The organism is Streptomyces albus subsp. albus, assembly GCF_000719865.1.
Taxonomy (GTDB): Bacteria; Actinomycetota; Actinomycetes; order Streptomycetales; family Streptomycetaceae; genus Streptomyces; species Streptomyces albus_E.
This window is the reverse complement of record NZ_JOID01000026.1, coordinates 48,203-73,816: the sequence shown is the minus strand read 5'-3', so window position 1 is coordinate 73,816 and position 25,614 is coordinate 48,203. Positions and strand designations below refer to the sequence as shown.

Annotated in this window: 16 protein-coding genes and 1 pseudogene; 12 read left to right on the top strand and 5 right to left on the bottom strand. The window is 75.1% G+C overall.

From position 1 onward, the window contains the following. Positions 1–119: 119 nt before the first annotated feature. Both IF83_RS0123965 and IF83_RS35020 read left to right on the top strand, forming a co-directional pair. Positions 120–1,259 (top strand): ROK family glucokinase, encoded by a 1,140-nt coding sequence (locus IF83_RS0123965; RefSeq protein WP_030547484.1) that lies wholly within the window; start codon positions 120–122, stop codon positions 1,257–1,259. Next, positions 1,256–2,116: a hypothetical protein gene (locus IF83_RS35020; protein ID WP_244177184.1), complete on the top strand. Its 861-nt coding sequence runs from the start codon at positions 1,256–1,258 to the stop codon at positions 2,114–2,116. Before IF83_RS0123965 ends, IF83_RS35020 begins: the two co-directional genes overlap by 4 nt. A 208-nt stretch (positions 2,117–2,324) precedes the next feature. On the opposite strand, the gene IF83_RS0123955 is transcribed toward IF83_RS35020, so the two are convergent. Continuing rightward, on the bottom strand, positions 2,325–4,286 hold the full coding sequence (locus IF83_RS0123955; RefSeq protein WP_037681069.1) for an SMI1/KNR4 family protein: 1,962 nt from the start codon (positions 4,284–4,286) through the stop codon (positions 2,325–2,327). Between the two features lie 154 nt (positions 4,287–4,440). Between IF83_RS0123955 and IF83_RS32525 the strand changes: the two are divergent. Further along, positions 4,441–4,664 (top strand): annotated as a pseudogene (locus IF83_RS32525) (IS5/IS1182 family transposase); the annotation flags it as partial. A gap of 76 nt (positions 4,665–4,740) precedes the next feature. Here the strand turns inward: IF83_RS32525 and IF83_RS0123950 are convergent. Beyond that, positions 4,741–6,651, bottom strand: a complete 1,911-nt coding sequence (locus tag IF83_RS0123950) for a hypothetical protein (RefSeq protein WP_030547478.1) — start codon at positions 6,649–6,651, stop codon at positions 4,741–4,743. Positions 6,652–6,929: 278 nt separating this feature from the next. On the opposite strand from IF83_RS0123950, the gene pcaDC reads away from it, so the two are divergent. The 3 genes from pcaDC (at position 6,930) to IF83_RS0123935 (ending at position 9,881) form a co-directional block, all read left to right on the top strand. Continuing rightward, positions 6,930–8,237 carry a bifunctional 3-oxoadipate enol-lactonase/4-carboxymuconolactone decarboxylase PcaDC gene (gene pcaDC, locus IF83_RS0123945; RefSeq protein ID WP_030547477.1) on the top strand — a complete coding sequence of 436 codons (1,308 nt, stop codon included), beginning with the start codon at positions 6,930–6,932 and terminating at the stop codon, positions 8,235–8,237. A gap of 117 nt (positions 8,238–8,354) precedes the next feature. Continuing rightward, entirely contained in the window at positions 8,355–8,999 is a 645-nt protein-coding gene (locus IF83_RS0123940; RefSeq protein ID WP_030547475.1) for an MBL fold metallo-hydrolase, read from the top strand. 102 nt (positions 9,000–9,101) lie between these two features. After that, a complete protein-coding gene (locus tag IF83_RS0123935; protein WP_030547474.1) occupies positions 9,102–9,881 on the top strand; it encodes an exodeoxyribonuclease III in 780 nt (259 codons plus the stop codon). Positions 9,882–10,228: 347 nt separating this feature from the next. Here IF83_RS0123935 and IF83_RS0123930 read toward each other — a convergent pair whose 3' ends face one another. Beyond that, positions 10,229–12,022, bottom strand: coding sequence for an SGNH/GDSL hydrolase family protein (locus IF83_RS0123930; RefSeq protein ID WP_030547472.1), 1,794 nt, complete (start codon positions 12,020–12,022; stop codon positions 10,229–10,231). A 288-nt stretch (positions 12,023–12,310) separates the two neighbouring features. Between IF83_RS0123930 and IF83_RS0123925 the strand changes: the two genes are divergently transcribed. Further along, on the top strand, positions 12,311–12,763 hold the full coding sequence (locus IF83_RS0123925) for a DUF6278 family protein (RefSeq protein WP_030547470.1): 453 nt from the start codon (positions 12,311–12,313) through the stop codon (positions 12,761–12,763). A gap of 235 nt (positions 12,764–12,998) precedes the next feature. On the opposite strand, the gene IF83_RS0123915 is transcribed toward IF83_RS0123925, so the two are convergent. Together IF83_RS0123915 and IF83_RS0123910 are read right to left on the bottom strand one after the other, a co-directional pair. Beyond that, positions 12,999–14,621, bottom strand: coding sequence for an alpha/beta fold hydrolase (locus IF83_RS0123915; protein WP_030547467.1), 1,623 nt, complete (start codon positions 14,619–14,621; stop codon positions 12,999–13,001). Between the two features lie 245 nt (positions 14,622–14,866). After that, entirely contained in the window at positions 14,867–15,625 is a 759-nt protein-coding gene (locus tag IF83_RS0123910; RefSeq protein ID WP_030547466.1) for a hypothetical protein, read from the bottom strand. A gap of 413 nt (positions 15,626–16,038) precedes the next feature. Here IF83_RS0123910 and IF83_RS0123905 point away from each other — a divergent pair, with 413 nt between their 5' ends. The 5 genes from IF83_RS0123905 to IF83_RS0123885 all read left to right on the top strand — a co-directional run bounded on the left by IF83_RS0123905 (position 16,039) and on the right by IF83_RS0123885 (position 25,498). Next, on the top strand, positions 16,039–16,455 hold the full coding sequence (locus IF83_RS0123905; protein ID WP_051723267.1) for an effector-associated constant component EACC1: 417 nt from the start codon (positions 16,039–16,041) through the stop codon (positions 16,453–16,455). Beyond that, positions 16,452–20,804 carry a caspase, EACC1-associated type gene (locus IF83_RS0123900; RefSeq protein ID WP_030547462.1) on the top strand — a complete coding sequence of 1,451 codons (4,353 nt, stop codon included), beginning with the start codon at positions 16,452–16,454 and terminating at the stop codon, positions 20,802–20,804. Before IF83_RS0123905 ends, IF83_RS0123900 begins: the two co-directional genes overlap by 4 nt. Before the next feature lie 274 nt (positions 20,805–21,078). Next, positions 21,079–22,956, top strand: coding sequence for a gamma-glutamyltransferase (gene ggt, locus IF83_RS0123895; RefSeq protein ID WP_030547460.1), 1,878 nt, complete (start codon positions 21,079–21,081; stop codon positions 22,954–22,956). Positions 22,957–23,210: 254 nt separating this feature from the next. Next, positions 23,211–23,591: a PPOX class F420-dependent oxidoreductase gene (locus IF83_RS0123890; RefSeq protein ID WP_030547459.1), complete on the top strand. Its 381-nt coding sequence runs from the start codon at positions 23,211–23,213 to the stop codon at positions 23,589–23,591. A 212-nt stretch (positions 23,592–23,803) separates the two neighbouring features. Next, positions 23,804–25,498 (top strand): hypothetical protein, encoded by a 1,695-nt coding sequence (locus tag IF83_RS0123885; RefSeq protein WP_037681066.1) that lies wholly within the window; start codon positions 23,804–23,806, stop codon positions 25,496–25,498. Positions 25,499–25,614: the final 116 nt, after the last annotated feature.

Here is a 25,614-nt window from a genome sequence, read left to right as displayed (position 1 = left end):
CGCCGTCCGCCCCGTCTGAGGCACAATCGTCCCTCGGGCGACCGACCATCGCCGACCGGCGGCGCCCGTGCCGTCCGCGCACCGGGCCCGCCGACCATCCCCGACGACCTTGTGAGCCGATGAGCACCTACCGCGAGTTGACCCACCGGGGATCGGCCCGGGCCACCGTCCTGCGGACCGTGGGAACCCGCGAGCGGCGCTCGCACCTCACCGCCCCGCGCGTCCCCACCGTCGGCATCGACATCGGCGGCACCAAGGTCGCCGCCGGGGTCGTGGACGCGGACGGCAACATCCTGGAGAAGATCCGCACCGAGACGCCGGACAAGTCCAAGAGCCCCAAGGTCGTCGAGAACACCATCGTCGAGCTGGTCCTGGACCTCTCCGACCGGCACGATGTCCACGCCGTGGGCATCGGCGCGGCCGGCTGGGTCGACGCCGACCGCTCCCGGGTGCTCTTCGCCCCCCACCTGGCCTGGCGGAACGAACCCATCCGGGACGCGCTGACCGCCCGGCTCGCCGTCCCCGTCATGATCGACAACGACGCCAACACCGCCGCCTGGGGCGAATGGCGCTTCGGCGCCGGGCGCGGCACGGACCACCTCGTCATGATCACCCTCGGGACCGGGATCGGCGGCGCCATCCTGGAGGAGGGCCAGGTCAAACGGGGCGCGTACGGGGTCGCGGGGGAGTTCGGCCATATGCAGGTCGTGCCCGGCGGCCACCGCTGCCCGTGCGGCAACCGGGGCTGCTGGGAGCAGTACAGCTCGGGCAACGCCCTGGTCCGGGAGGCCCGTGAACTGGCCGCCGCGGACTCCCCGGTGGCGTACAACATCATCGACCGGGTCGGTGGCAACATCGCCGACATCACCGGCCCGCTCATCACCGAGCTGGCCCGCGAGGGCGACGCCATGTGCGTTGAGCTGCTCCAGGACATCGGCCAGTGGCTGGGCGTCGGCATCGCGAATCTGGCGGCGGCCCTGGACCCGGCCTGCTTCGTCGTCGGCGGCGGGGTCAGCGCGGCCGACGACCTGCTGATCGGCCCCGCCCGCGACGCCTTCCGCCGCCAGCTCACGGGGCGCGGCTACCGGCCTGAGGCCACGATCAGCAAGGCGCAGCTCGGCAACGAGGCCGGTCTGGTGGGGGCCGCCGACCTGGCGCGGCTGGTGGCCCGCCGCTTCCGCCGCGCCAACCGGCGCCGGGTGGAGCGGCAGGAGCGCTACGAACGGTACGCACAGGTGGTACGAGGAGGCCGGGCATGACCACGGACGAGATCGGGCCCCGCGTCCGGACGGGCGCCGGCGAGAAGGGCACGGGCGGCCCCGGGGCCGGCGGGCGGGACGGCGAGCGCGGCGAGCGCACCGGGCATGGCGAGCGAACGGGACGCGAGGAGCGAGCCGGACGCGGCGAGCCAGCCGGCCGCGACGAGCGCACCGGACGCGAGGGGCACGGCGGTGGCCCCGGCGCGGGAGGCAGCCCCGGCGCGGGTGACGGCATGGCTGGTGACGGCCCGCCCGGGGACGGCCCGGGACCCCGGCGGCACTCGTCGTGGAAGCACCCCAGCAACCGCCGCCGCTGGTTCATCCTGTTCGTCGTCGTCCTGCTCATCGGCGTCCCGGCCGGCTACATCGTGATCTCGGCGGGCCAGAGCCGGGACAGCGGACAGGACAAGCAGGCGCGGGCGGCCGCGGAGGGTCTGACGGCGGAGTGGCCGCCCCGGGTGACCCGCCGCATCTACGAGGTGCCGATCACCGGCTACTCCGCCGATGTCGCCTTCTACGAGACCAACAGCTGGAACACCAGCAAGCTGTATGTGCAGTTCACCACGTCCGAGAACGGGCTGAACCTGTTCCTGGACCGGATCGGCTCCGCCCCCGGAGAGCTGGACCCGGGCAGGGTCACCATCAGCGGCAAGGAGGCCGCCGAGGTCGGCTGGCACCTCGGCGCCGGCCATCCCTCCGCGTCCTCCCGGGCCGTGAGCACCGTGCCCACCGACAAGGAGGACTGGTCCGGCCTGGTACGCAACCTGCCGGGTCCGCGCCCGCGGCTTGAGGTGACCGTCGACCGCAGCAACCCGGAGCATCCGATGGTGTACGTCGTCTCCACTGTGACGCTGTGACCGTGTGAGCCGCGGGTCGCGACGCGTGAGCTGTGACGTGTGAGCCTGCGACGTGTGACCCCGTGAGGTGGGCCGGCACCGGGGCCGGCCCTCGCAGGCACCACGGCCCACCTCGGCCCGGCGGGGCTCGGCACTCGCCCGGATGACGATGGGCATCGGACACGTCCGGGTTCCGGCGCCGTCGGCAGCCCGGGTCCCGGCGGCGTACTCACCGGCCCGCGGTCTCCTCTCCGCTCGTCTCCCCTCTGCCCGCCGCCCGCTCGCCGTGGGGCCCTTCTGTCCATGCGGACCAGTACCACTCGCCGTCACGGGGCGGCCGTGTCCAGGAACGGCTGGTGAACGTGTGCAGCCGCCCGTGAACGATCGCGTGGCGCGGCAGGTGGACACCGAACTCCCCGGCCACCGCCTCCAGCAGCGGCCGTTCCGCCTCGGCGCCGCCCTCCGGGCCACCGAAGAAGCGGCTCGGGTCCAGCACCGGCGGTATCTCCCCGCTCCGCCGGACCTGTCCGTCCACACAGGTGAAGGCGTACTGCTCGGCGCCGTCCCGCGCCACCGACAGGTGGAAGAACGGTTCCCCGTGCCGCGTCCTCAAGTCGCTCCACACCACCACCACGCGGGTACCCGCACTGGCGGCCGCGGCCGGGGAGACGAACCGCTGCCGGTCGAACGAGGCCGGATGGCCGTCGAAGGCGAAGCTCCAGCCGGGTCCGGCGCGGCCGACCGCCAGGAGAGCCCGGTCCTCGTATGACGAGACCTCCCCCCGGCCGTCCAGCAGCCCGCGGTGTGCCTCCCACGAACTCATGGGCGGGTTGAGCGCGGTGCCGTCCCCGTCCGCGAGACGTCCGGGCAGCTCCGCCGGTTGCACCCCCTCCACCAGGACGAACCGGTAGGACGTGCGGCTGCTGAGCGGGTCCGGCTCCGCCAGCCACGCCAGGCCGCCCGGGTCGAGCCCGGCCGTCGGCTCCGGCGTCTCACCCGCCTGCCCGCCCCGCGGCGTGGACAGCAACTCGCGGCCCCGCTCCGGGGTCAGCAGCGGCCCGAGCACCGGGTCGGCCACCCACCCCAGCGGCGCCAAGTGGTCCGGTCCCAGCGGCTCCCACCGGGGCACGGCGTCCACCAGTGTCCGCCACGCCCCGTCGGTGTCCCCCCACCGCGCCGGCTCCCGCGCCCGCTCGACCGCCTCCCCGAACGGTCCGGCGGCCGTGTAGCGGTAGCTGCCGTTCCGCATCCGCTCGAGCAGCGCGTGAGTCAGTGCCCTGACGTCGTCACCGGCGCCGCCCAGTTGGGACGTCAGCGCGGACTCGCCCCGGTACGAGTGGGCCGCGTGCTCGGCCACCAGCGGTGGCAGCAACTCGCTCGCGTACCGCGGGTCCGTCACCAAGTCGCCGAAGGACACCGTGTAGGTCCGTCCGAGCAGGCGGCGTATCTGATCGCCCAACCCTCTCGCCCGCGGCCTGCCGTACTTCCCGGCCTCGTCCAGCGCCTCGACGGCCCGTTCCCACCTGCCGCGCAGGGCCTCCAGCCGGGCCTCCTCCACCAGCGCGTCCAGCTTCCGCGTCGTGTCGTTGACGAACGCCGGCCTCCTGCCGCCCGGGCGCGCCCGTAAGCGGTGGAACTCCCGGTACATCTGCTCCATGAACGCCCTGAAGTTCGCATGCCGCTCGGGTGGCTCGGCCCGCCAGCTCGCCCAGGTGTACACGGCCCACTCGCCGTCTTCGTCCACGTCCTCCGGGTCCATCAGGACGTGGGTGATGTCGGACTCCACGTCGAGCTGCAGACCGCGCCGCCAGATGTCCGCCTCCCGCCGCGCCTCGGGCCCGGCGTCCTCGTCCAGGTACTGCTCGAACATCTCCGCCAGCCCCGACTCGTTCTCGTGCCGGCGCGCGTCACCGGTTCCGGCCAGCAGCCACACGAACCCGCCCGCGTGCCGCCACCCGTCGCTGACTCCGAGGAACTCCCGGTAGGACGGGGGCATCCGGCGGCCGAGGCGCTCCTCCATGGCCGCGATCCGCTCCTCGGACGCGGGCGGGAACCCCAGCCACCGTGCCTGCCGCGCCGCTTCGTCGGCCTCGCTCCGCGTCTCGCCGGCCGGCAGGGCATCCGCCCACTCCCCGCTCCACCGGCGCAGGAAGGAACGCCAGTCGAATCCCGAAGCCGTGGTGTCCGTCATGCGCCCGATGCTGGCACCCGCCACTGACAGCGCCGCGCCGCCCACCGCGTCGTGCAGGACCCGCCGGCCCGTACACGACCGCGCAGCCGTCCGCTGCCCCGGACTCGGCCCGGACTCCGCCGCAGGCGACATGATCCGCGGCGGCCACGGCGTGGTCAGCGGCGACAAGGCCTACAGCTCCCGCCGAAACCGCCGCTACCGGCGACGACGCGACATCGAGCGCACCATCCCCGAGGCCAGGGACCACCAGCGGGCCAACCGCCGGCGCAGAGGCAGCGCAGGGGCAGACCCACCGGCTTCGACCGCGAGCGCTACCGGCGACGCAACGAGGTCGAGCGGACCATCAACCGGCTCAAGAACTCCCGAGCCGTCGCCACCCCGCCCATGATCCGCCGGCTAGGCGTAACGGAGTTCGGCGTCGGACCATCACGGCCGCCGTGCAGGGTGTCGGTGTTCAGCGCGGGGCTGCCGTAGCCGCGGTAAGGATGCGGTGCAGGACGGAGACCGGGATGGCCGGGTTGGTGACCGCTGCGCATGCTGTCTCGCGGTCGTGCAACAGCCCGCCCAGGACGCGGGCCGGCAGCCGCGGACTGCGCACCGCGGTGTCGCGGACGTGGGCCTCCGGGTCGTTCAGTAGCCGCACCGCGTCGGCCGGGGACAGCCGAGGGTCCTCAGCCGCGCGGCGGCGCACCTCGGCTTCGGGATCCCGGGCCAGGCGTGCGACGTCGGCCGGTGTCGACTCTGGATCGTCCAGGGCAAGGCGGCGCATTCGCCCGCTGGGGTCGGCGGCGTAGCGCAACAGGCCCGCACTGGGGAAGTTGGGGTGGCTGCGGGGCCGGCCGGGGTGGCTGAAGCTGCCGTCCCACCAGCGCCAGACCTCCAGCAGCATGTCGGCCGGCGCGTCCTCGCAGGATTCGGCGAGGAACAGGCGGACCACCCGGTCTCCGTCGCGCGCCAGGCGCGCCACGACATCCGGCGGGAGGTGCCGGGCTCGAGCCACACTTCGGCGGACCAGCGGGTGGGACGACGCGGCGAGACGGCGCATCGCGTCGGCGTCGCCGTGCAGGTCCTCGACCCAGGGCAGGGTGTGCGACATCGACGTCGGGTCGAAGTCGTGGCGGACTGCGGCACGTTGCTCCTCGGTGAGGTCGGGGCGCAGCGCCACCGCGGAGCGGATGTCGTCCCGCGGGTCCTCCGCCAACACGGCGACGCCGTGCGCGCCCAGGCCGGGGTTGGCGGCGAGAGCCCGACGCACCTCCGCGTCCCCGTCCCGGACCAGCTCCGCCTCCAGGTCGGGCGCGAGGCGGCACCGTTCGAGCGCCTGCCGCGGGTCGGCCAGGTCGGCGAAAACCTCGCGAGGCATGGGTACGCCGGTGTGGTGGGCGAGCAGCGCAGCCGTGCGCACCGCGTAGTCGGTGTCGGCCAGCAGCCGCTCCCGCAGCTGCGCAGCAAGGTCCTCCCACCGGGCACAAGCGGCCGCCCGCACCCGGGGATCGGCGTCGGCCGCGAGGCCAGGGAGGTGTTGTGCGGGGAGCCCCGGGAGCTCGGCGGCTCGCGCGCGGGACGGGCCGGTGAGGAGGTCGTCGTACAGGTCCTCGGGGAGTTCGGCGCCCCAGACGCAGGCGTGCTCCGCCCAGAGCACGCGTCGATGGGGGGACGGCTCGGCGCGGACCAGACGTACCCACTGATCGGACGTGAGCTTGGGCCGGAAGGTGTCGGCGGGCCTTGACCGCACCCGCGGATCGGGGTGCGTCACGGCGGCGTCGAGGACGGCGGGCCGGTCGCATCCATGCAGGAAGCCCTCCTCCACATCCAGCAGCCGGATCAGCAGGTCGTCCGTCGCAGCCCGATTGAACCCGATCCCCTCCGCCCAGTGCAGAGGCCACGCACGTCGGCCGGGCACCGCCGCCCACACCTTGGCGCGCTCGACCTCCGTCTCGCGCCCGGCGGCCGCGGCGGCCTCCTCCAGCCGCTCCGGCAGTCGGTCGAGGGCCGTCACCCGAGGCCCGCCCTCGCCGGGCACCTCGGCCAGCAGCACCTGCCCGTCGAAGGAGAGCGCCACGAACCCGGGGTCGCCGGTCAACTCCGGCACGCCGCTCCCAGCGTGCCGGACCCGGGTCCACCAGGAGTCGTTGCCGCCGATCCGGTGCTTGAGGACGGCCACCAGAAACTCGCCGTCGATGTCGCGAAGACGGCGCCACCACACGGCATCGAGCGCTTCCCGGGCCACGCCGTCCGGCGCCGCGATCCCCCGCGCGATCCGCCAGCCGGCCTCCGGCGGAAACAGGCTGCCCGGGCGCACGTCCTCGACGACCGTGAGTCCGGCGTGTTCGAGTAGTTCGTGGAGTTTCTCTTGGTGCCGCACGCGGTCATGATCCCCGTCGGCTCGCGGTGGGAGAAGGCCCTCAGCCCGGGCCCAACCGGCCCTCACTCGCGCACATGTCATTGACTGCGACGTCGTCCGGGCGGCCCCACCCGGGCGGCTGAAATCGGCCCCCTTGAGAATCGGCGGCTTTCTCAGACTCCGACAGAGACTTGCCCTGAGGCCGTCGGCAGTGCCCGACGAGTCGAGCCGTGGGTGCGTCGGGCCGCCGGCTTCCCCGGGCTGCGTGAGATTTCGTGACACGTGAGAGGCTCTGGGGCGTGAGCGAGTCAGCACCGAACCCCCTGCACTACCGCTGTGACGGCCCGGAAGACGCCCCCGTACTGGTTCTCGGCCCGGCCCTCGGCACCACCTGGCACATGTGGGACCGGCAGATACCGGAACTGAGCGGGCACTGGCGCGTCGTCCGCTTCGATCTGCCCGGACACGGCGGTGCCCCCGCGCACCCCGCCGGCTCCGTCTCCGACCTCGCCGACCGGCTCTTGGCCGCCCTCGACTCCCTGGGCGTCGACCGCTTCGGTTACGCGGGCTGCGCGCTCGGCGGCGCCGTCGGTGCCGAGCTGGCGCTGCGTCACCCGCACCGCGTCGCCTCGCTCGCCCTGGTCTCCGCGGCGGCCCGCTTCGGCACGGCCGACGAGCACCGGCAGCGCGGGGTCATCGTCCGCACCAACGGGCTGGACCCGATCGCCCGTTCGGCGCCCGAGCGCTGGTTCACTCCGGCCTTCGCGGCCGCGCAGCCCGCGATCGTCGAGTGGTCCGTGCAGATGGTGCGCACCACCGACCCGGGCTGCTACATCGCCGCCTGCGAGGCGCTCGCCATCTTCGACGTGCGCGAGGAACTCGGCCGCATCGGCGTGCCGACGCTCGTGCTCGCCGGGTCCGAGGACCGGGTGACCTCGCCCGCCGACGCCCGCGTCCTGGTCGCCGGGATCCCCGACTCGCGTCTCGCCCTGGTGCCCGGCACCTCGCACCTGGTGCCCGTGGAGCAGCCGTCCGCCGTCACCGACCTGCTGGTACGGCACTTCGCCGGCTCCTGGCCGGGCGCCGCCGACCGTACGCCCGGTGCCGTGCCGGCCGCCGTGTCCGCCGACCGGCGGGCCATCGCCACCCCGCCGCCCGGGGCCCGCGGCGGCCCCATCGGGGAGATCGCCCCGGCGGAGATCCCCGCGGAGACGGCGGCCGGCCGGCCCGACCCGTACGAGCCGGGGATGAAGGTGCGCCGCGAGGTGCTGGGCGACGCCCACGTGGACCGGGCGATCGAGACCACCGACGACTTCACGGCCGACTTCCAGGAGTTCATCACCCGCTACGCCTGGGGCGAGGTGTGGACCCGCCCCGGCATCGACCGGCGCACCCGCAGCGTCATCACCCTCACCGCGCTCGTCGCCGGCGGCCACCTCGACGAGCTGGCCTTCCACACCCGGGCCGCGCTCCGCAACGGGCTGACTCCCGCGGAAATCAAGGAAGTTCTGCTGCAGACGGCGGTCTACTGCGGGGTGCCGGCGGCCAACTCCGCGTTCAAGGTGGCGCGCGAGGTGATCCTGCAGGAGACCACCCCGCCGGTGTAGCAGGATGGCCGGCGGCAAGGCGGCCGGTGGGACGGCGGAGGGCCGGCGGTGCGGGGCCGCCGCCCCCGCCGGGCGCCCGGCAGCACCGCGGCACCGTACGGACAGGAGGAGCGATCAGTGCAGCTCACCAAGAAGGGCCACGCCTGCATCCGGCTGGAGAAGGAGGGCCGGACGCTCGTCATCGACCCGGGCGGCTTCAGCGAGCCCGACGCGGCGGTCGGCGCGGAGGCCGTGCTCGTCACGCACGAGCATCCGGACCACTTCGCCGAGGACCGGCTGCGGGCCGCCCTGGAGGCCAGCCCGGAGGCACGGATCTGGACGCTCGACAGCGTGGCCCGGCAGCTCACCGCGGCGTTCCCCGGCCGGGTGCACACCGTCGGCCACGGGGACACCTTCACGGCGGCCGGGTTCGAGGTCGAGGTGCACGGCGAACTGCACGCCGTGATCCACCCGGACATCCCGCGCGTCACCAACGTCGGCTATCTGCTGGACGGTTCGGTGTTCCACCCCGGGGACGCGCTGACCGTGCCGGGCCGCCCGGTGGACACGCTGATGCTGCCGGTGCACGCGCCGTGGAACAAGGTCGCCGAGATCATCGACTACGTCCGCGAGGTGCGGCCGCGGCAGGCGATCGACGTCCACGACGGCCTGCTCTCCGCACAGGCCCGGCCCATCTACGACCGGATGCTCGGCCCGGGCGGGCCCGGTGTGGCCGGGGCGGAGCACAGCCGGCTGGAGCCGGGCGGCAGCATCGGGCTCTGAGAGGGGATCCGCCCGGGCCCTGGCGGCGGCTCCGGGCGGCGGGTCCGTGCGGTCGGTCACGGCGGGTCATGACTGTCGGCGGTCCCGGGTAGATTCGGTGCCATGCGCATCGCGACCTGGAACGTCAATTCGATCACTGCCCGGCTGCCCCGGCTGCTGGCCTGGCTGGAGAGCAGCGGCACCGACGTGCTGTGCGTCCAGGAGACCAAGTGCACCGACGAGCAGTTCCCCCGCGAGCAGCTGCGGGAGCTGGGCTACGAGTCCGCGGTCAACGCCGACGGGCGGTGGAACGGCGTGGCCCTGGTCTCCCGGGTGGGCCTGGAGGACGTCACCTCCGGCCTCCCCGGCGACCCGGGCTACGACGGCAAGACGGAGCCCCGCGCCATAGCGGCCACGTGTGGCCCGGTGCGCCTCTGGTCGGTCTACGTCCCCAACGGCCGTGAGGTGGGCCACGACCACTACGCCTACAAGCTGCGCTGGCTGGAGGCGCTGCGCGCGGCGGTCGCGGCGGACGCCGCCGGTGAGCGCCCCTTCGCGGTCCTCGGCGACTACAACGTGGCGCCCACCGATGAGGACGTCTACGACCGCTCGCTCTTCGAGGGCTCCACGCACGTCACCGAGCCGGAGCGGGCGGCGCTGGCCGCCCTCCGCGACACGGGCCTGTCCGACGTCGTGCCGCGCCCGCTGAAGTACGCACACCCGTACACCTACTGGGACTACCGCCAGCTCTGCTTCCCCAAGAACCGCGGCATGCGGATCGACCTGGTCTACGGCAACGCGGCCCTGGCGGGCGCCGTCAAGGACGCGTACGTCGACCGCGAGGAGCGCAAGGGCAAGGGCGCCTCGGACCACGCCCCGGTGGTCGTCGACCTGGACGTCTGAGGCCCGGACGGCCGGGCAGCCGGGCACCCGGGCGTGCGAGCCCCGGCCGTTCGGACGCCCGGCCGGCCGGTCCGGGAATCCGCGGAGTCCGGGGGCGGTGACGGCCCGTTCCGGGAGACCGGGTGACACCGGGTCGCGCTTCCGGCGGGCGGTCCCGTCGGCCGGGTTCCGGGAGCGGAGGCCGAGGGGCGGGGTCGGGGCCGGATCGGGGCCGTGGACCGGCCCCGCGCTGCGGCCGGCCCCCTGCCGGGCTCACCGCTTGCGCGGCTCAGCGCCTGCCCGGCTCACCACTTGCCCGGTCAGTGCCTGCGCGGATCCGCGCTTGCCGGGCTCAGCGCCCGCCCGGCTCACCGCCCGCGCGGCGCCAGCTCCCGCAGGTCGATCGAGTCGGCCAGCGCCCGGAGCCCCGCGTGGCCGGGGTGGAGCCCGTCGCCGCTGTCGTACGCGGGCAGCATCCGGGTGGGCTGCCCGGGGTCGCGGAGCACCTCGTCGAAGTCGAGCAGGGCGTCGAACGGCCCGCCGTCCTCCCGCGTCCCCCGCTCGCGCAGATACGTGTTAACGGCCGTCCGGCGGGCGTCCACCTCGGGCGTGCAGTCCGGGTAGCCCTCGCAGGGCGTCAGGGTCGCCGCGACGGCGCGCAGCCCGCGGGCCCGCAGCCGCTCCCCGATGGCGCGCAGCCCGTCGATCACCTGCTCCGGCGGGGTGTCCCAGCGCACGTCGTTGATCCCCTCGAAGACGACGACCGTGCGGGCGGAGGTCTGCGCGAACGCGTCCCGCTCCAGGCGGTGCTGTGCACTGACGCCGGCGGTGTCCCGGTCTGTGCCCTCTCCCGGGTAGCGGTCGGTCACGACGCGGTTGGCCGAGATGCCCTGGTTGAGCACCCCGTACCGGGGCACGTCGTCCTGGGCCAGGAGGCGCCGCGCCAGCACGTCCGGCCAGCGCCGGTTGCCGCCCTCCTCCGAGTAGTTGCCGTCGGTGATGGAGTCGCCGAGCACCACCACGGACCCGGGGCCGCCGCGCACGTCCACCCCGGTCAGGAAGGGGTAGGTGGTGAGGGAGCCGGTGAACGCCGTGCCGCTCGCGTCCCCGGTGCGGTCGCCGCTGTGCTGCTCGCTGAGGTAGGAGCGCTGGATGGCCTTGGTGTGCACCGGTACGGCCGTCACCGTCTCCGGCAGATGAAAGCTGACCAGCAGGTTCGTGTCGGACGGCACGGAGAAGCCGAGCGGGTCGCTCCACGCCTGGGCACCGGCGGGGATCTCGGTGCCGGACCGGCCGCCGAAGGTCAGCCGCGCCGGCTCGCCCCGGGCCTCCGCGCCGTCCCGCTGGACGGCTACGGTGGCGCCGCCGATCCGCACGGGTGCGTCCGCGAAGGTGTTGTCGAGCCGGATCCGGAGCCCGCGCCCGCCGGTGGTGGTGTGCACGACGAGCCGCAGCGTCCGGTCCTCCCACGGCCCGACCTTCGCGTAGCCGCCGACGGCCCGGGACCAGCTGCCGGACCAGCCGGCGTCCGCCTCGCGGACCGAGGCCGCGAAGACGTGCAGATCGGTCTCCGGCCCGGGGTCGCGGGGCAGCGTCACGGAGGCGATGGCCCGGCCGCGCTCCGCGGGCACCGTCACCGCGTACAGCCGGGCCTTCTCGGTGAGTTGCCCGTCCGGGGTGTTGACGTGGGGGAGGGTGACGGCCTTGGTGGCGGCCGGTCCGGAGCGCCAGTCGGGGGCGGTCAGGGTGTAGGTGCCGCGCGTGCCGTCCCGGTAGCGGATGGTGCCGCTGCCGCTCGCGGTGCCGCCGGTGCCGGCGACGAGGAAGGTGACGGAGCCGCCGCGGCCCCTGAGGGCCACGGTCTGGCCGTCGGCCCGGACGTTGTCGGGCTCCCCGGGTGCCGAGCGCGGCCAGGTCAGCCGGGCCGCGTGCAGGGCCAGGGAGCGGCCCGGGGTCCAGCCGGCCGCTCGGAGGTCGCCGGCGGAGAGGGAGCGGCCGTCCCCGTCGAAGTCGGCGTCGTCCGGCCGGGTGTCGTCGCTGATCGCGGTGTTGTCGAACAGCCGGTGGAGAGGGAGCGGGCGGTGCTGGGCGGGCGCGCGTTCGGCGGGGCCGGCCAGGGCGGGGGTGCCCGTGAGGACGAGGGAGAGGCTGGTGAGGAGCACCGTGCCCCAGCGTCCGGGAGGTGCTTTCCGGCGCGCCCGTCCGAGCCGTGCTTCCCGGCGTGCCCTGGACCTCGGCATCGGCGACCAACCCCATCAGTGGCGACAACGACGGCGACGGCGCTCGCACGGCCGCGGGCGGGACGCGGGCGGGCGAACGCGCAGCAGCGATACGACAGGTGCCGGATGAAGCCCCGGAGAGTCCAGGATGACATCGGTGCGAACAATCGGCCAGATGGGGACCGCGCGCCTTGTGGCATCCGGGTGGCCGCGGGTGCCACGCTGACCGGTATGGACATCCCTTTTCTGGGCACATGGCGCAGGCGGCGGGGGCCGGGACGCGGAGTGGCATTACGGAGCCGGGCGGGAGAGCTGTGGGGCGAGGAGGGCGAGGGACCGGCGGAACTGCTCGCGGAATGCGAGCTGTTGCGGGCCCGGGCGGAGTCCGCGGGGATCGAACTCGACGGCAGTCCCGCCTCGTTGGCGGCCCTGGACCAGCTGCTGCCGCGCTGGCGCGACGACCCGGAGGAGCTGTCCCGGCTGGGGAACGACGCGGGTCTCTATCTGGGCACGGTCGTGGTGCGCACGGTGCCCGGTGCCCAGTGGCAGCTGTGGCCGGGCGTGGGGCCGGTGGTGCGGCTCCCGTCGGGGCGGGACCTGGACGCGGTGGGTGACGGCGTCGACTGGGCGGTCAGCGGGGCGCCGGAGCTGTCGCAGGTGTACGCGGAGGCGGCCGAGGCCTGAGCCGTGCCGCTGCCGTGCGGCCGCTGGGGCCGCTGCCGGCGCGCGGGCCCTGGCGCGGAACGGTGCCGTCCCGGGCCGTGTTCCGCGCCGCCGGGGTGCGGCGCACCGGTTCCGCCGAACCGGTGTTCCGCACCCCGGGGCCCCGCCCGGCCGGATGAGGGCCCGGCCGGACGGGAGTCCGCGGAGGGTGCCGCCGCCGTCGGCAAGCGGGCTGTGCCCTGCCGTGCGGCCGGCGTCAGTCCCGCAGGGGCACGGAGACGTACGAGGGGTCGCCGGCGGGTGAGGAGAAGACGAGGTCCGCTCCGCTCGGGTTGTGCTCGATGTAGAGCGGGTCGACGGAGTCGACGACCACGGCCAGCCGGTGCCCGGCGGGCACGTCGTACGCGGTGGAGTACAGCTCCAGGTCCACCGTGAACGGCTTGCCGGGGGTGCGGTCGTGGAAGGTGACGGGCGCGTGGGTGACGAGCTTGCCGAGGCCCAGCGGGCCCACGGAGTAGAGGTAGGCGACGGCCGTACCGCTGGACTTGTCGCTGGTGACGGTGGTGTGCAGCTTCACGGTGCCCCGGACGCGCTGTTCGGTCGGGTAGCGCTCCGACTGCCAGACGGCGGCCAGGGAGCGGGGCAGCAGCGGGATCGAGGCCATGGGCGGGAGCCGGAAGAACTGGTCCAGGATGCTGGAGAGCATGAGGGTGCCGCCGTTGGCCCCGGAGTCGAGGTTGGTGTTGATGTGCTGGGTGGTGCCCAGCGCGATCCGCTCCGTCTTGGACGGGACGGACTTCCAGTCGGCGTAGCTCTCGTAGGCGCCGGTGGAGCGGGACTTGAGCCGGACCGGCAGCTCGCGGTCGACGCCGTTGTCCTCGCCCTTGAGGTGGTGGTCGAGCCAGCGGTGGGCGCTGGTCCAGGCGTCGTTGGGCAGTCCGAGCAGGCCGGTCGCCTCCGCGGTGGCGTGGTCGCCGGGGCGGAACTCCAGCCGCTTCGGGACGGTCAGCTTCTCGAAGAAGTCGGCGTACTGGTTGGGCGGGAAGATCGAGTCGCCCCAGGCGTTGCCGAGCATGACGGCCGCGCCGCCCGCGTTGATCCGGTCGATGTAGGTGACGGGGGAGCGCTTCTTCCCCCAGGCGAGCATGGACTCCTCCTGGGAGAGGTCGGAGGCGAAGAAGCCCTTCAGCACCGTCTCCAGCTCGTCGCTCGGGCGGCCCGTGAGGTAGCCGGCGCCGGTGAGCAGCGCGGCGGACTGGAGGTGCTGGGTCCGGCCGCTGTAGATGGAGTCGATCAGATCGGCCCAGCCGCTCAGCGCGACGACGGCCTTGACGCGGTGGTCGAACCCGGCGGCCAGCAGCCCAATCCCCGCCCCGTACGAGACGCCGGCCATGCCGATGGCGCCGGGGTCGGCGGGGGTGTTGGCGAGGGCCCAGTCGATGACCTTGGACGCGTCCCCGATGTCCTCGGGGCCGGCCACCTCGATCTCGCCGCCCGACTGCCAGAAGCCGCGGGAGTTGTAACTGAGCACGACGTAGCCGTCGTCGGCGAGCTGCTGGGCCTGAGCGAGGTACTCGATCTGCGGCATGGACCAGCTGGTCGGCAGGACGACGAGGGGGTAGCGCCGGGAGCCGTCGCTGCCGGCGGGCGTGACGACGTTCGCGGCGAGCTTCGTCCCGCCGTGGCCGGCGATCTCGACGAACCGGACGGTGGGGGAGGCGAGGGTCGTGTCGGCCGTGATGGAGGAGGCGGAGGGGACGGGTTCGGCCGCCTGGGCGGGCGCGGCGGGGGCGAGGGAGAGGGCGGTGCCGGCGAGCAGGGCGGCCGAGGCCACGCCGGCGGTGGAGGCACGCAGGGGCTTGCGACGAGGGTGTCCCATGGGGGTCAGCTCCTGACATCGGTGCCGGGTGGGTGAGGCCCGGCACGCGAACACGCGGAAGTGACTCGACGGTAACCTCTGGGTTTACCGGGGGTAATAGGCCGGGATGTTACGCGACGGTAACAATGCGGCGGCCCCGGTCGCGGAAGTGGGATGCGGCTGGGCACCGGTGGCCGTCCGACGACCGAGGGGCGCCGGGCGCGTGCGGCTCCATGCCCGGTCCGGAACGGTGATCGTCCCGCAGCTCAGCCGCTGCTCGCCGCCCGGCGGGAGGCGCGGGGACCCGGGACCGGGGCCGGCGTGGTGGCCGCCTCCGTCACATCGGCCACCAGCTCGACCATGTCCGGCCCGTACGCGGCCGAGTTGACCACCTTCAGCAGCAGGACGAACGTGCCGTCACCGTGCTTACGGGCCAGTTTGGCGTGATGCCGCGCCAGATAGCGCACCGCCGCCTGGTTGGCGATCGAGTGCTGTCCGCTGGCCAGGAACACCGGCCGCTTCTTCTCCTCGGCGGTGAGCCGCGCCACGATGACGTGCTCGACCCTGCCCGGCTCCCAGCGGTACCGCTCGGTGCCGATCTTGAACGAGCCGCGGTCCGGGCCCGGCTCCGGGTCGGTGTTCACCGAGATCCCCGGCAGCATCGAGTACAGGTGGGCGGCCATCCGCTGATTCGACACCGGGCCGCCGATGCAGAACTCCGTGCGGTCGCCGAAGCCCTGCTGCGCCGTGTCGTGGGCGACGATCTGCGCGTGCGACTCGCAGTCCTTGATGAGCGCGGAGAGCTCCAGCAGCGCGAACACGTCGCGCCGGGCGACGGTCCAGTCGCTCGCCCCCGCCGACCGGTTGACCACCAGCAGGCACTCGGAGTTGGTCGGCAGCCCGAAGAAGCGCTGCTTGCGGCGGAGTTTGCGGCGCCAGAGGTAGGTCCGGGCGAACCAGCCGATGGACGCGCTGAGTCCGGTGCCGATCACGCCGAGGACGAGGTTGCGCACGTCGTCGTTCATGGCCGGGGATCGTAGCGCTGCGGCGCATCCGTGTTCGAGCGCGGGCGGGTAGTCCGCACCGATGGTGCCTTCCCCGGCGAGCCGTGGGAGAGGGCGGCGAGGAGGCGGGGGCGGGGCACCGGCGGCGGGGTGTGGGCTCCTTCGGTACCGTCTCCGGCTTCCCGCCCGGGTGGCCGGTGAGGTGGCCGGTACCGGTGAGCAGTGGGGGACCGGAGGTGCCGGGGCCGGCCGCCGCCGTCTCCGAGCCGCCGTGATCGAACCGCACGGCACCGGCGGGTGCGGCGGCTGTCCCGTGTGCACGGTGCCGTCGGCACGGCTGCGGGGCGACCGGCGGCCGAAGGGCAACCCTCCCACCCCTAGCGGCCCGGGGCGTTACGCTCTCGCGGAGAGGATTCCGTGCGGACGGGGGGACCATGCGTCTGGTGGTGACGGTGCGCGACGACGCGGAGGAGGGAAGCGGCGCCGCGGAGTTGCGGAGCTGGCTGACCGGCCTGCCGGAGCTCCGCGGCCGCGTGGACCGCGTCGACGCGGGGGAGCCGGAAACGGCCCCGGCGGGCGCCATGGGCGCGGCCACCGACGCGCTGGTCGCGGTGCTGGAACCCGGCGGTGTCGCCGCGGTGTTCGCCGGAGCGGTCGTCGCCTGGGCTCAGACCCGCCGTGCGAGCCACACCATCACCGTGACCCGCCCCGACGGCACCGAGATCACCATCTCCTCCCGCCAGGCACGTTCGATGACCCCCGAGGAAGCCGCGGCCCTCGCCGAACGCCTGGCACGACCAGGAGGAAACGCCCCGGCGCAAGAAGGTGACTCCTCCTCCTCACCGTCATGACGGGCAGCCTCGCGGACGGGGAGGTCCGCGCGGTCCTCTTCGGCACCGGGGCCCATGCCCCGGGATCACGGCTCGCCCCTCTGCCGTCGGTCGACACCACACTCGACGAGGTGCAGCGAACGCTGGCCGACATCTGCGGGATGGACCCGGCGCAGGTCACCCGTGTTCCCGCCGACGCGGGCCCGGCCCAGGTGATCGCCGCGGTGGAGGAGACCACCGGCCGCGCCGGCGGACCCGTGCTGGTGTACTACGTCGGCCACGGTCTGCTCGGCCCCCGTGACGCGTTGTACCTCGCCACCCGCGCCAGCAGGGGCGCCGACCGCGTTGCCCAGGCGGTCCCCTACCGCACCCTGCGCGATCTGCTCGGTGAGGCTCCCCACGGCAGCCTGGTCGTCCTCGACTGCTGCTTCTCCGGACGCGGCACCCCGCCACCGTCCGACGGCGGAGCCCGCAGGCCGTTCGCCACCGCCCGGCCGCGGGGCAGTTTCCTCCTCAGCTCGGCCTCGCACTTCGCGCTCTCCTTCGCCCCCGAGGGCGAACGCCACACCTTGTTCACCGGGCGGCTGCTGCGGCTGCTGCGCGAGGGCGATCCGGCCGGACCACCGTGGCTGACGGCCGACTCCCTCCACGCCGCGCTGGACCGGGCCTTCGCGGAGGACCCGCGAGTGCGGCCCGCCCGCCACAGCGAGGGCATGCTGGGCTCACTCGTCCTGGCCCGCAACCGCGCCTACCCCGCCGCCCCGGCCGCTGCCGCCGGCGGAGCGGAGCCGCCGGCGGACGTGCCCTGCCCCTACCCCGGCCTGGAACCGTTCCGGGCCGAGGACAGCCCGTACTTCTTCGGCCGCGGAGACCTCTCCGCCCGCCTCCTCGACGCCGCCACGGACGACACGGACAGGGGGCCGGTGGTCCTGATCGGGGCATCGGGCGCGGGCAAGTCCTCCCTGCTGCGCGCCGGCCTGCTCGCCCGGCTGGAGGCCCGCGGGCCGGGCGGGACACCGGCCCGCACCCCCGCACTGCTCCTCGCGGCCCCCGGCAGGAACCCGATGCGCACGTTGGCCCGGGCCTGGGCCGCCGCGGCCGGCCTGACACCGGACGAGGCGGCCGCGGGCCTCGGAAAGGGCCGCTTCCCCGACCCACGCCCGGGCCGGCCGGCCTGCCGGCTCCTGGTGGTCGACCAGTTCGAGGAAGTCTTCACCCGGTGCGACGACCCCGGGGAACGCGCCGCGTTCCTCGACCTCCTCACCGGTGACGGACCCGGCCCCCGTCCGAAGGTGGTGCTGGGACTGCGCGCCGACCACTACGGCAACTGCCTGGCCCACCCCGGGCTGCAACGTGTTCTCCCCCGCGCCCTCACACTGTCCCCGATGGGGGAGCCGGAACTTCGCGCCGCCATCGAGGAGCCGGCCGCCGCCGTGGGCCTGACCCTGGAAGACGGACTGACGGACCGGCTGCTGCGCGACCTGACCCAGGGCCAGGACACCGACACGGCAGCCGCACTCCCCTTCCTGGCCCACGCGCTGCGCGAGACGTGGCGGCGCCGCAGCGGCACGCGGCTCACCCTCGCCGCCTACCAGGCCACCGGCGGCATCTGGGAGTCGGTGGCCACCACGGGCAGGGATCTCCATGGATCCCTGGACAAGCAGGGGCAGCGGACACTCCGCACCCTGCTCCTCCTCCTGGTGCACCTGCCTCCGGACGGGGGCACGGCCGTCGTGCGCCACCGGGTCCCGCTCAGCGACCTGCCCGACGGCACCCGGGAGATCCGCGACCGGCTGGCCCGCCACCGGCTGCTGACCGTGGACCACGACACCGTGCAGATCGCCCACGAGTCGCTGCTGCGCGCCTGGCCCACGCTCCGCGACTGGATCCGGGAGGACGCCGCCGGCCTGCTCCTGCGCCAGCGGCTGCGCGCGGCCGCCGCGGAGTGGGACGACGGCGGCCGCAGACCCGAGTTCCTCTACCGGGGCAGCAGACTCCGGGCGGCCCTCGAACTGGACGAACTGCCCGCACGCGAAAAGGAGTTCCTGGACGCCGGCGTGCGGGCCGCCGACCACGAACGGCACCGCGAGGCACGGCGCCGCAAGGTGCTGCAGCGCGTGGCCCTGGCTCTGGCGCTGGCACTGTGCGTGACGATCGCCTCGACGGTGATCGCCCTGCGCCAGTGGCAGGCCGCGGACGAAGCGCACGAGCTGGCCACCCAGCGGGCCCTGCTGGCACAGGCCGGAGCGGCGCGAACGGCCGACCCGGACCACGCCCTCGATCTGGCCCTCGCCGCGTACGCCCTCAAGCCCTCCGCCGACGCCCGCCAGAGCCTGTCCGAGACGCTGTCCGGCCCGTACCGCGGCAGCTTCTCGCGCCGCGGCGGTTTCTTCGACACCGCGCTCAGCCCCGACGGTCGGACGCTGGTCTCCTCGTCGGCCGACGAACTGCACCTGTGGGACGTCGGCCGGATCCCCGCCCCCGACACCCCGCCGGTCAGGCTGCCGTGCGCCTCGGACACCCTCGGACGCGCCGCCCTCGGCGGTCGGGACGGTCACCTCCTCGCCGCCGTCTGCGGCGGCCGGGTGACGCTGTGGGACATCACCGGATTCCACGAGGGCACCGCCCCCCGGCGCCTCGCGTCGCCGCACGTCCGCGACATGCCCGGCCGGGCCGGGGCCGTCGCCCTGGACCGGGACGGAACCAGGCTGGCCGCGGTGGGACGGCGCGGCGAGGACGCCACCGCCGGCGCGCTCACCCTGTGGGACCTCTCCGGCCCCCGGTCCCCGCGCCGGACCTCGGTCACCGGGGACGTCACCGGGACGGACGCGGTGACGTTCGCCCCGGACGGCCGCACACTCCTCACCGTCTCGGAGGAGACCGGCGCACGGGAGGCCCGCCTGTGGGACGTCGCCGACCCCCGGCGCCCCGAGCCCGGCGACCGGCTGCCGGGATCCGGCCCCGCCGCGTTCAGCCCGGACGGCCGCCTGGTGGCGGTCGCCTCATGGAAGGACGTCGGACTCATCGACGTCACCTCCCCCGACGAGACCGAGCCCGTCGCCCGGTGGAGCGCGACCACCAGCTACGTCGAAGGGCTCGCCTTCACCCCGGACGGGACGCGGCTGTCAACCGGGCACCTCGACGGCACCGCGGCCGTCTGGAGGCTCGGCGACCGCGGCACACCGCGCCGGGAGGCCGGCCTGGCGGGCCACGGCCGCGGCCCCGTCGACACCCTGGCTTTCGGCCCCGACGGCCGTTCGATGGTGTCGGTGGGCCGCCAGGAGGCCGTGCGCTGGGAGTTCGCATCCGCCCGTGTCGCGGCGGCCATTCCCGGTGACAGCGACACGATGGACATCGAACTCGCCCCGGACGGCTCGACCTTGGCCTTCGTCCGGCGTGGCCGGATCGAGCTGTGGGACCTCTCCGACCGCGCCGCGCCCCGGCGCACCGCCACGCTCCCGGCCCGTGGGGGAGGCACCTCCGACCTCGCCCTCAGCGCCGACGGCACCCTGCTGGCCTGTGCGTACGCCGACGCCGTCGAACTGTGGGACGTCACCGACCCCGGACGCGCACGCCTCGCCGGCAAGCTCCGCGGGGCGCCGGACGACGATCTCGGGCCCTCCCTCGCCTTCGCCCCCGACGCCCCGCACCTGGCCGTTCTGGGAGACGGACTGCGCCTGTGGGACGTCTCCCGCCCGGCCGACCCCTCGGTGGTCTCCGAGGTCGCCGGCCACAGCGCGCTCGGCGACCTCGCCTTCAGCCCCGACGGGCGCCGGCTCGTCGTCCCCGAGCGGGACGGGGGCGTCAGCCTGTGGGAGGCCGGGGCGGGCCACGACGGCTTGGTGCCCCTGTCCCGCGATGCCCTGGCCGACGTCCGCAGCAGTGAGGTGTTCAGCGCGGACGGCCACATCGCGGTGACCGGTACCCAACTGTGGGACGTCCGCGGCCGCGACGGCCCCGAACTGCTCGGCACCATCGACGGGCGCGCACAGGCGATCCACCCCGACGGAACCCTGGTGGCCACGGCCCCCGGAGTATGGGGCAGTACCGTCACGCTCTGGAGCGTCACCGAACCGGCCCGGGCCCACGTGGCGGGGACCCTCCCGCATCCCGGGTCGGTGTGGGACGTGGTGTTCGCCCCCGACGGCCGGACCGTGCTCACCACGAGCGAAGGCAGCGTCCGCCTGTGGGACCTCGGCGACGGCCCGGCCATCGCGGCCGACCCCCTCGGCATGGCGTGCCGCGTCGCCGACGGTGGTTTCGCGCCCTTCGAATGGCGTGTTCACCTGCCCGGCGTACCGTTCCGGCGGAGCTGCCCCGCGACGCCCTCACAGAGCCGGGACGACGACGCGGCACACGGCACGGGCTGACCCGGCCGACACAGGGATGTGCCGTGACGGCGGGCCGGGCGGCGGGCGCGTGGCGCTGCTGACGGGCAGCGGGCGGCGCGGTTAGGCTGCCGCGAACGACCGCTGCCGGAGGCCTGGTTGGAGCTGTTCGGTCCGGTGGTGCGCGGCCCGCGCGCCGTGTGCGCCGTGTGCGCCGGGTTCCCTGTCCGTGTCCGTGTCGCCCCGCCTCCCGTTCCCTCCCCCCGTACTTCCGTGCCCCCGCGTCCTACCCGAGCCCGTGCCGATGGAGGTTCGCATGACCCGTCCCGCCGCCGTACGGAGTCTGTCGCTGCTCGCGGCCATGGCCGCCGTCCTGTCCACGGCGGCGGCCGCGCCACCGACGGGGGCGGGGACGGGGGCGGTGCCGGCGGACAGCGCCCGGGCCGGCGGGTTTCCCGCCGCGGCCCCGCCCGCCAAGGCACCGGTGGCCACCGGATACGGCGGTGCCGTCGCCAGCGTCGACGCGGACGCCTCGGCGGCCGGCATCGAGATCCTGCGGCGCGGCGGCAACGCCGTGGACGCGGCCGTCGCGACCGCGGCCGCGCTCGGCGTCACCGAGCCCTACTCCGCCGGGATCGGCGGCGGGGGCTACTTCGTGTACTACGACGCGAAGCGGCGCACCGTGCGCACCATCGACGGCCGCGAGACCGCCCCGCGCACCGCCGACGAGACCCTCTTTCTCGGCGAGGACGGCGAACCGGTCCCCTTCGGCGAGGCCGTCACCAGCGGCCTCTCCGTCGGCACCCCCGGCACGGCCGCCACCTGGGACACCGCTCTCGGCGCCTGGGGCACCAAGTCCCTCCGGTACGTGCTGCGGCCCGCCCAGCGGATCGCCCGGCACGGCTTCACCGTCGACGAGACGTTCCGGCAGCAGACCGCCGACAACGAGGAGCGCTTCCGGGACTTCCCCGCCTCCGCCGAGCTGTTCCTGCCCGGCGGCGAGCCGCCCGCCGTCGGCTCGACCCTCCGCAACCCCGATCTCGCCCGCACCTACGGCGAGTTGGCCCGCGGCGGCGGCCGGGCACTGTACCGGGGCGAGCTGGCCCGCGACATCACGGACACCGTCCGCCGCCCCCCGGTCCGCCCCGGCGCCGGCCGCGAGCCGCGGCCCGGTGACCTGACCACCGCCGATCTGCGGGAGTACCGGACGAAGCGCCAGGCGCCGTCCCACACCGAGTACCGAGGCCTGGACGTGTACGGCATGGCGCCGTCCTCGTCCGGTGGTACGACCGTCGGCGAGGCGCTCAACATCCTGGAGAACACCGACCTCGCGGCGGCGGACGAGCGACGTCATCTGCACCGGCTGATCGAGGCGAGCCGGCTGGCGTTCGCCGACCGGGGCCGGTGGGTCGGCGACCCGGCGTTCGAGGACGTCCCGGCGCGGGAGCTGCTGTCGCAGCGCTTCGCCGACTCCCGGGAGTGCCTGATCCGGGACGACGCGGTGCTGAGCAGCCCGGTGGCGCCCGGCGATCCGCGGGACCCGGCCGCCTGCCGCGCGGGCGGCGCGGCGGCGCCGACGACGTACGAGGGCGAGAGCACCACGCATCTCACCACGGCCGACCGCTGGGGCAACGTCGTCGCGTACACCCTCACCATCGAGCAGACCGGCGGCAGCGGCATCACCGTGCCCGGCCGCGGCTTCCTGCTGAACAACGAACTGACCGACTTCTCCTTCACGCCCGCCGGCCCCGGCGTCCCCGACCCGAACCTCCCCGGCCCGGGCAAGCGGCCGCGGTCGTCCATGGCCCCGACGATCGTGCTCGACGCGGACCGCCGGCCGGTCGTGGCCCTCGGGTCGCCGGGCGGCTCGACGATCATCACCACCGTGCTGCAGACGCTCACGAACCACCTGGACCGCGGTATGCCGCTCGCCGAGGCCATCGCCGCCCCGCGCGTCAGCCAGCGCAACACGGCCACCACGCAGATGGAGCCGGGCCTGTGGGACGACCCGGTGCGGCAGCGGCTGGAGGCCGTGGGCCACCGCTTCGCGCGCAACCCGGAGATCGGCGCGGTGACGGGTGTCCGGCTGCTCCCCGACGGCCGCTGGCTGGCCGCGGCGGAGAAGGAGCGGCGGGGCGGCGGTTCGGCGATGGTGGTGGCGGAGGCGGAGGCGGAGGACGGGGAGGAGGGCTGACAGAAGCGGCGGGTCTCGGGCGCGTCGAGTCGAAGGCGTCACGGTCGTCCCGGCTCTCGGCCTCTCGGCCTCCCGGCTCGGCTGTCCGGGGCCGTCCTGGCCCTCTCGGCTGTCCTGGCCTTCTTGGTCTCTCCGGCCGTCTGCCCGTCCGGCTCCGGCATGGGAGCCGGGAGGGGCGAGGAGGAGCCGAGGCGGAGGGGCCGGGCCCCCGGGGCCGGGCATGGCCGTGCGGGTCCGGCCCGTAGGGTTGGCGCATGGTCCCCGACGAACTCGCTCGCGCTCCGTACGTCCGGCTGGTGACCCACCGGCGGGACGGCACCCCCGTGCCCACCCCCGTCTGGGCGGCCTCCGACGGTGAGCGGCTCTACATCTGGACGAAGAGCGACACGGGGAAGGTCAAGCGGATCCGCAACAGCGGCCGGGTGACCGTGACGCCGTGCGACGTGCGGGGTCACGTGGAGGAGGGCGCACGGTCCGTCCCGGGCGAGGCGCGGCTGCTGGACCCGGCGGGGCTCGTCCTCGTCCGGCGGGCCCTGACCCGCAAGTACGGCTGGCGCTTCCGGGTCGTCGACCTGGCCGGAGCGCTGGCGCGGCTGGGCAAGCGGCCGCACACGGGGATCGCCGTCACCTTCTGACCGGGTCCCTGCCCGCCCGGCCTCCGCTCTCGCGGGGCGGCGCGCGCTCCGCTGTCGGCGCGCGCACCGCGCCGTCACATCCGGAGGAAAAGCGTCCGTAGCGTCGCCGTCACTCCCACCGAACACGCGCGGTGTCCAATGCCACGGAGTGGCACGTACCGCGCGGCGGGGAGAGAGACGCGAGAGTGACGGACGGACAACACCTTGCTGCGATGGGGCAGTTCACGCAGGCGCTGGGGGAGCTGACCGCCGCGCTGGAGCCGGCCGACGGCTGGTACGCGGTCTTTCTGAGGCGCGACCCGGAGGGTATGGACGCCTGCTCCCAGGGGCGGGAGATGCTCCCCTGGGATGTGGCCGAGGCCCTGCTCCAGGACTTCGCGGCGTTGTACGGCATCCCCGCCACCGAGCAGGTGTACGAGAGAGTGCGGGAGGCGTACCGGGTGGCCGCCGCCGCGTACGACGCCCGTCCGGGCGGGCGGCAGGCACTCCTGGGCCGGCTCGACGTGATGATCCGGGAACGCCGGTACGCGGCGGTCCGGCTCCGGAGGCTGGCCGGCTCCGCCCCGGGCGCCGGGTCCGCTGTGGGCGTGAGCGCCCGGAACGGTACCGAACTGGCCTGGGCGGAGGACGATGTGAACCGGGCCTCGGCCCGTTGCGCGGAGCTGCGCAGGCGGCTGGAGGCCCTGGACGTCCGGGAGGCCGGGGAGGGCCGGGAGTCCCGGAACGCCGCGGAAGCGGCTGCCCGGGCGACGGGATCGGCCGGGGCCGTTCCCCGGCGCCCGGGGGCGGGCGGCGTCGGCCCCGGGCGTTCCCGGACCGGGGAGGCAGCCCCCGCCGGTCCTGGTTCGGCCACCGGTCCCATCGCCCCGTCCGCGTTCCCAGCCGGACTGACCGGTCCCGCGGCCGGGGCATCGTTCGGTGCGGGGGCACCGTCCGGACCCCGGGCACCGCTCGGACCTGAGGGCTCGCTCGGACCTGCGCCGTCGTCAGTTCCCCCGGCGTCCTCGGAACTCCCCACCGAACCGGGTACCGGACGCCGGCCCCGGAGCCCCGGGCCGGCCGCCGGGCGTGCCGGTGAGCCGGAGTCCCCTCGTCGGGCCGCACCGAAGCGGGCGGTCCGGCCGCGCGGGGCGCGCTTCGCAGGACTGGAGACCGAGGAGGTGGACGAGAACACCGCGCGCGCCGAACCGCCGGCGGCCACCGGCCCCGGCCCGGATCCCGGCCCCGGTTCCGTCCCCGGTCCTCCGGCGGCCGCCCCGGCCGCACCGCGCGGGGCGCGGTTCGCCGGCGCGTACGAGACCGGTGAACGGGACGAGGACGGCGAGCGGCGCGAACGCGCCTCCGCCCGGAACCGGGAACTCCTGGCCGCGGCGCGCGACGAGGCGCGGGAAACGGCGGCCCGGCTGCGGGTTCTGCGGGCCGCGGGCCGCGGCGGCGAGGCCTACGCGCTGCTGTGCGAGGCCGTCTCCGGAGCGCCGCACCGGTTGCCGCTCCTCGCCGGGGCACTGGAGCGGGAAGGGCTGGCCGCCGAGGTCGCCACGCTGGTGTGGGAGGCCGCCGCGCTGCCCCCGCCCGCGCTCGCCGCGGTGGCCGGAGCCCTCGCCGACGCGGGGCGCGGCGACGACTGCCGGGCGCTGCTGGCCCAGTGCGCGGGCCGCCCGGCGGCCGAGGTGGCGGACACCGCGCTCGCCCTGCGCGCCGCGGGCCGCCACGACGAGACCGCGGTTCTGCTGGGCGGGATGCTCCGGGCCCGTACGGACGAGCAGGCGGTCCGGGTGGCGGAGACCGCTCCGGGTGAGCTGGTGCCGCCGTTGCTGGAAGCGGCGGCCGGCTCGCCCCAGCGGTACCGGAACCTCGCGCATGTGCTGCGCGGCGCCGGCCTGCCGGGCGTCCCCGACACGGTGTGACGGCGCCGGGCCGGCCGTGGACGTGGCTGAGCGGTCAGTGGCACCGGTCGTGGTCCGGCCGGTCCGGCTGGCGCGGTGGTGCCGTGACCGGCACGGGGGTCTCGTGCGTGTGGTGC

Bases quoted from the DNA above. Each gene is read 5' to 3' on its own strand.
- IF83_RS0123925 (WP_030547470.1), top strand. From the start codon at position 12,311: ATGGACATCCCTTTTCTGGGCACATGGCGCAGGCGGCGGGGGCCGGGA.
- ggt (WP_030547460.1), top strand. From the start codon at position 21,079: ATGACCCGTCCCGCCGCCGTACGGAGTCTGTCGCTGCTCGCGGCCATG.
- IF83_RS0123900 (WP_030547462.1), top strand. From the start codon at position 16,452: ATGACGGGCAGCCTCGCGGACGGGGAGGTCCGCGCGGTCCTCTTCGGC.
- IF83_RS35020 (WP_244177184.1), top strand. From the start codon at position 1,256: ATGACCACGGACGAGATCGGGCCCCGCGTCCGGACGGGCGCCGGCGAG.
- IF83_RS0123955 (WP_037681069.1), bottom strand. From the start codon at position 4,286: ATGACGGACACCACGGCTTCGGGATTCGACTGGCGTTCCTTCCTGCGC.
- IF83_RS0123890 (WP_030547459.1), top strand. From the start codon at position 23,211: ATGGTCCCCGACGAACTCGCTCGCGCTCCGTACGTCCGGCTGGTGACC.
- IF83_RS0123905 (WP_051723267.1), top strand. From the start codon at position 16,039: ATGCGTCTGGTGGTGACGGTGCGCGACGACGCGGAGGAGGGAAGCGGC.
- IF83_RS0123965 (WP_030547484.1), top strand. From the start codon at position 120: ATGAGCACCTACCGCGAGTTGACCCACCGGGGATCGGCCCGGGCCACC.
- IF83_RS0123935 (WP_030547474.1), top strand. From the start codon at position 9,102: ATGCGCATCGCGACCTGGAACGTCAATTCGATCACTGCCCGGCTGCCC.
- IF83_RS0123910 (WP_030547466.1), bottom strand. From the start codon at position 15,625: ATGAACGACGACGTGCGCAACCTCGTCCTCGGCGTGATCGGCACCGGA.
- IF83_RS0123885 (WP_037681066.1), top strand. From the start codon at position 23,804: ATGGGGCAGTTCACGCAGGCGCTGGGGGAGCTGACCGCCGCGCTGGAG.
- IF83_RS0123915 (WP_030547467.1), bottom strand. From the start codon at position 14,621: ATGGGACACCCTCGTCGCAAGCCCCTGCGTGCCTCCACCGCCGGCGTG.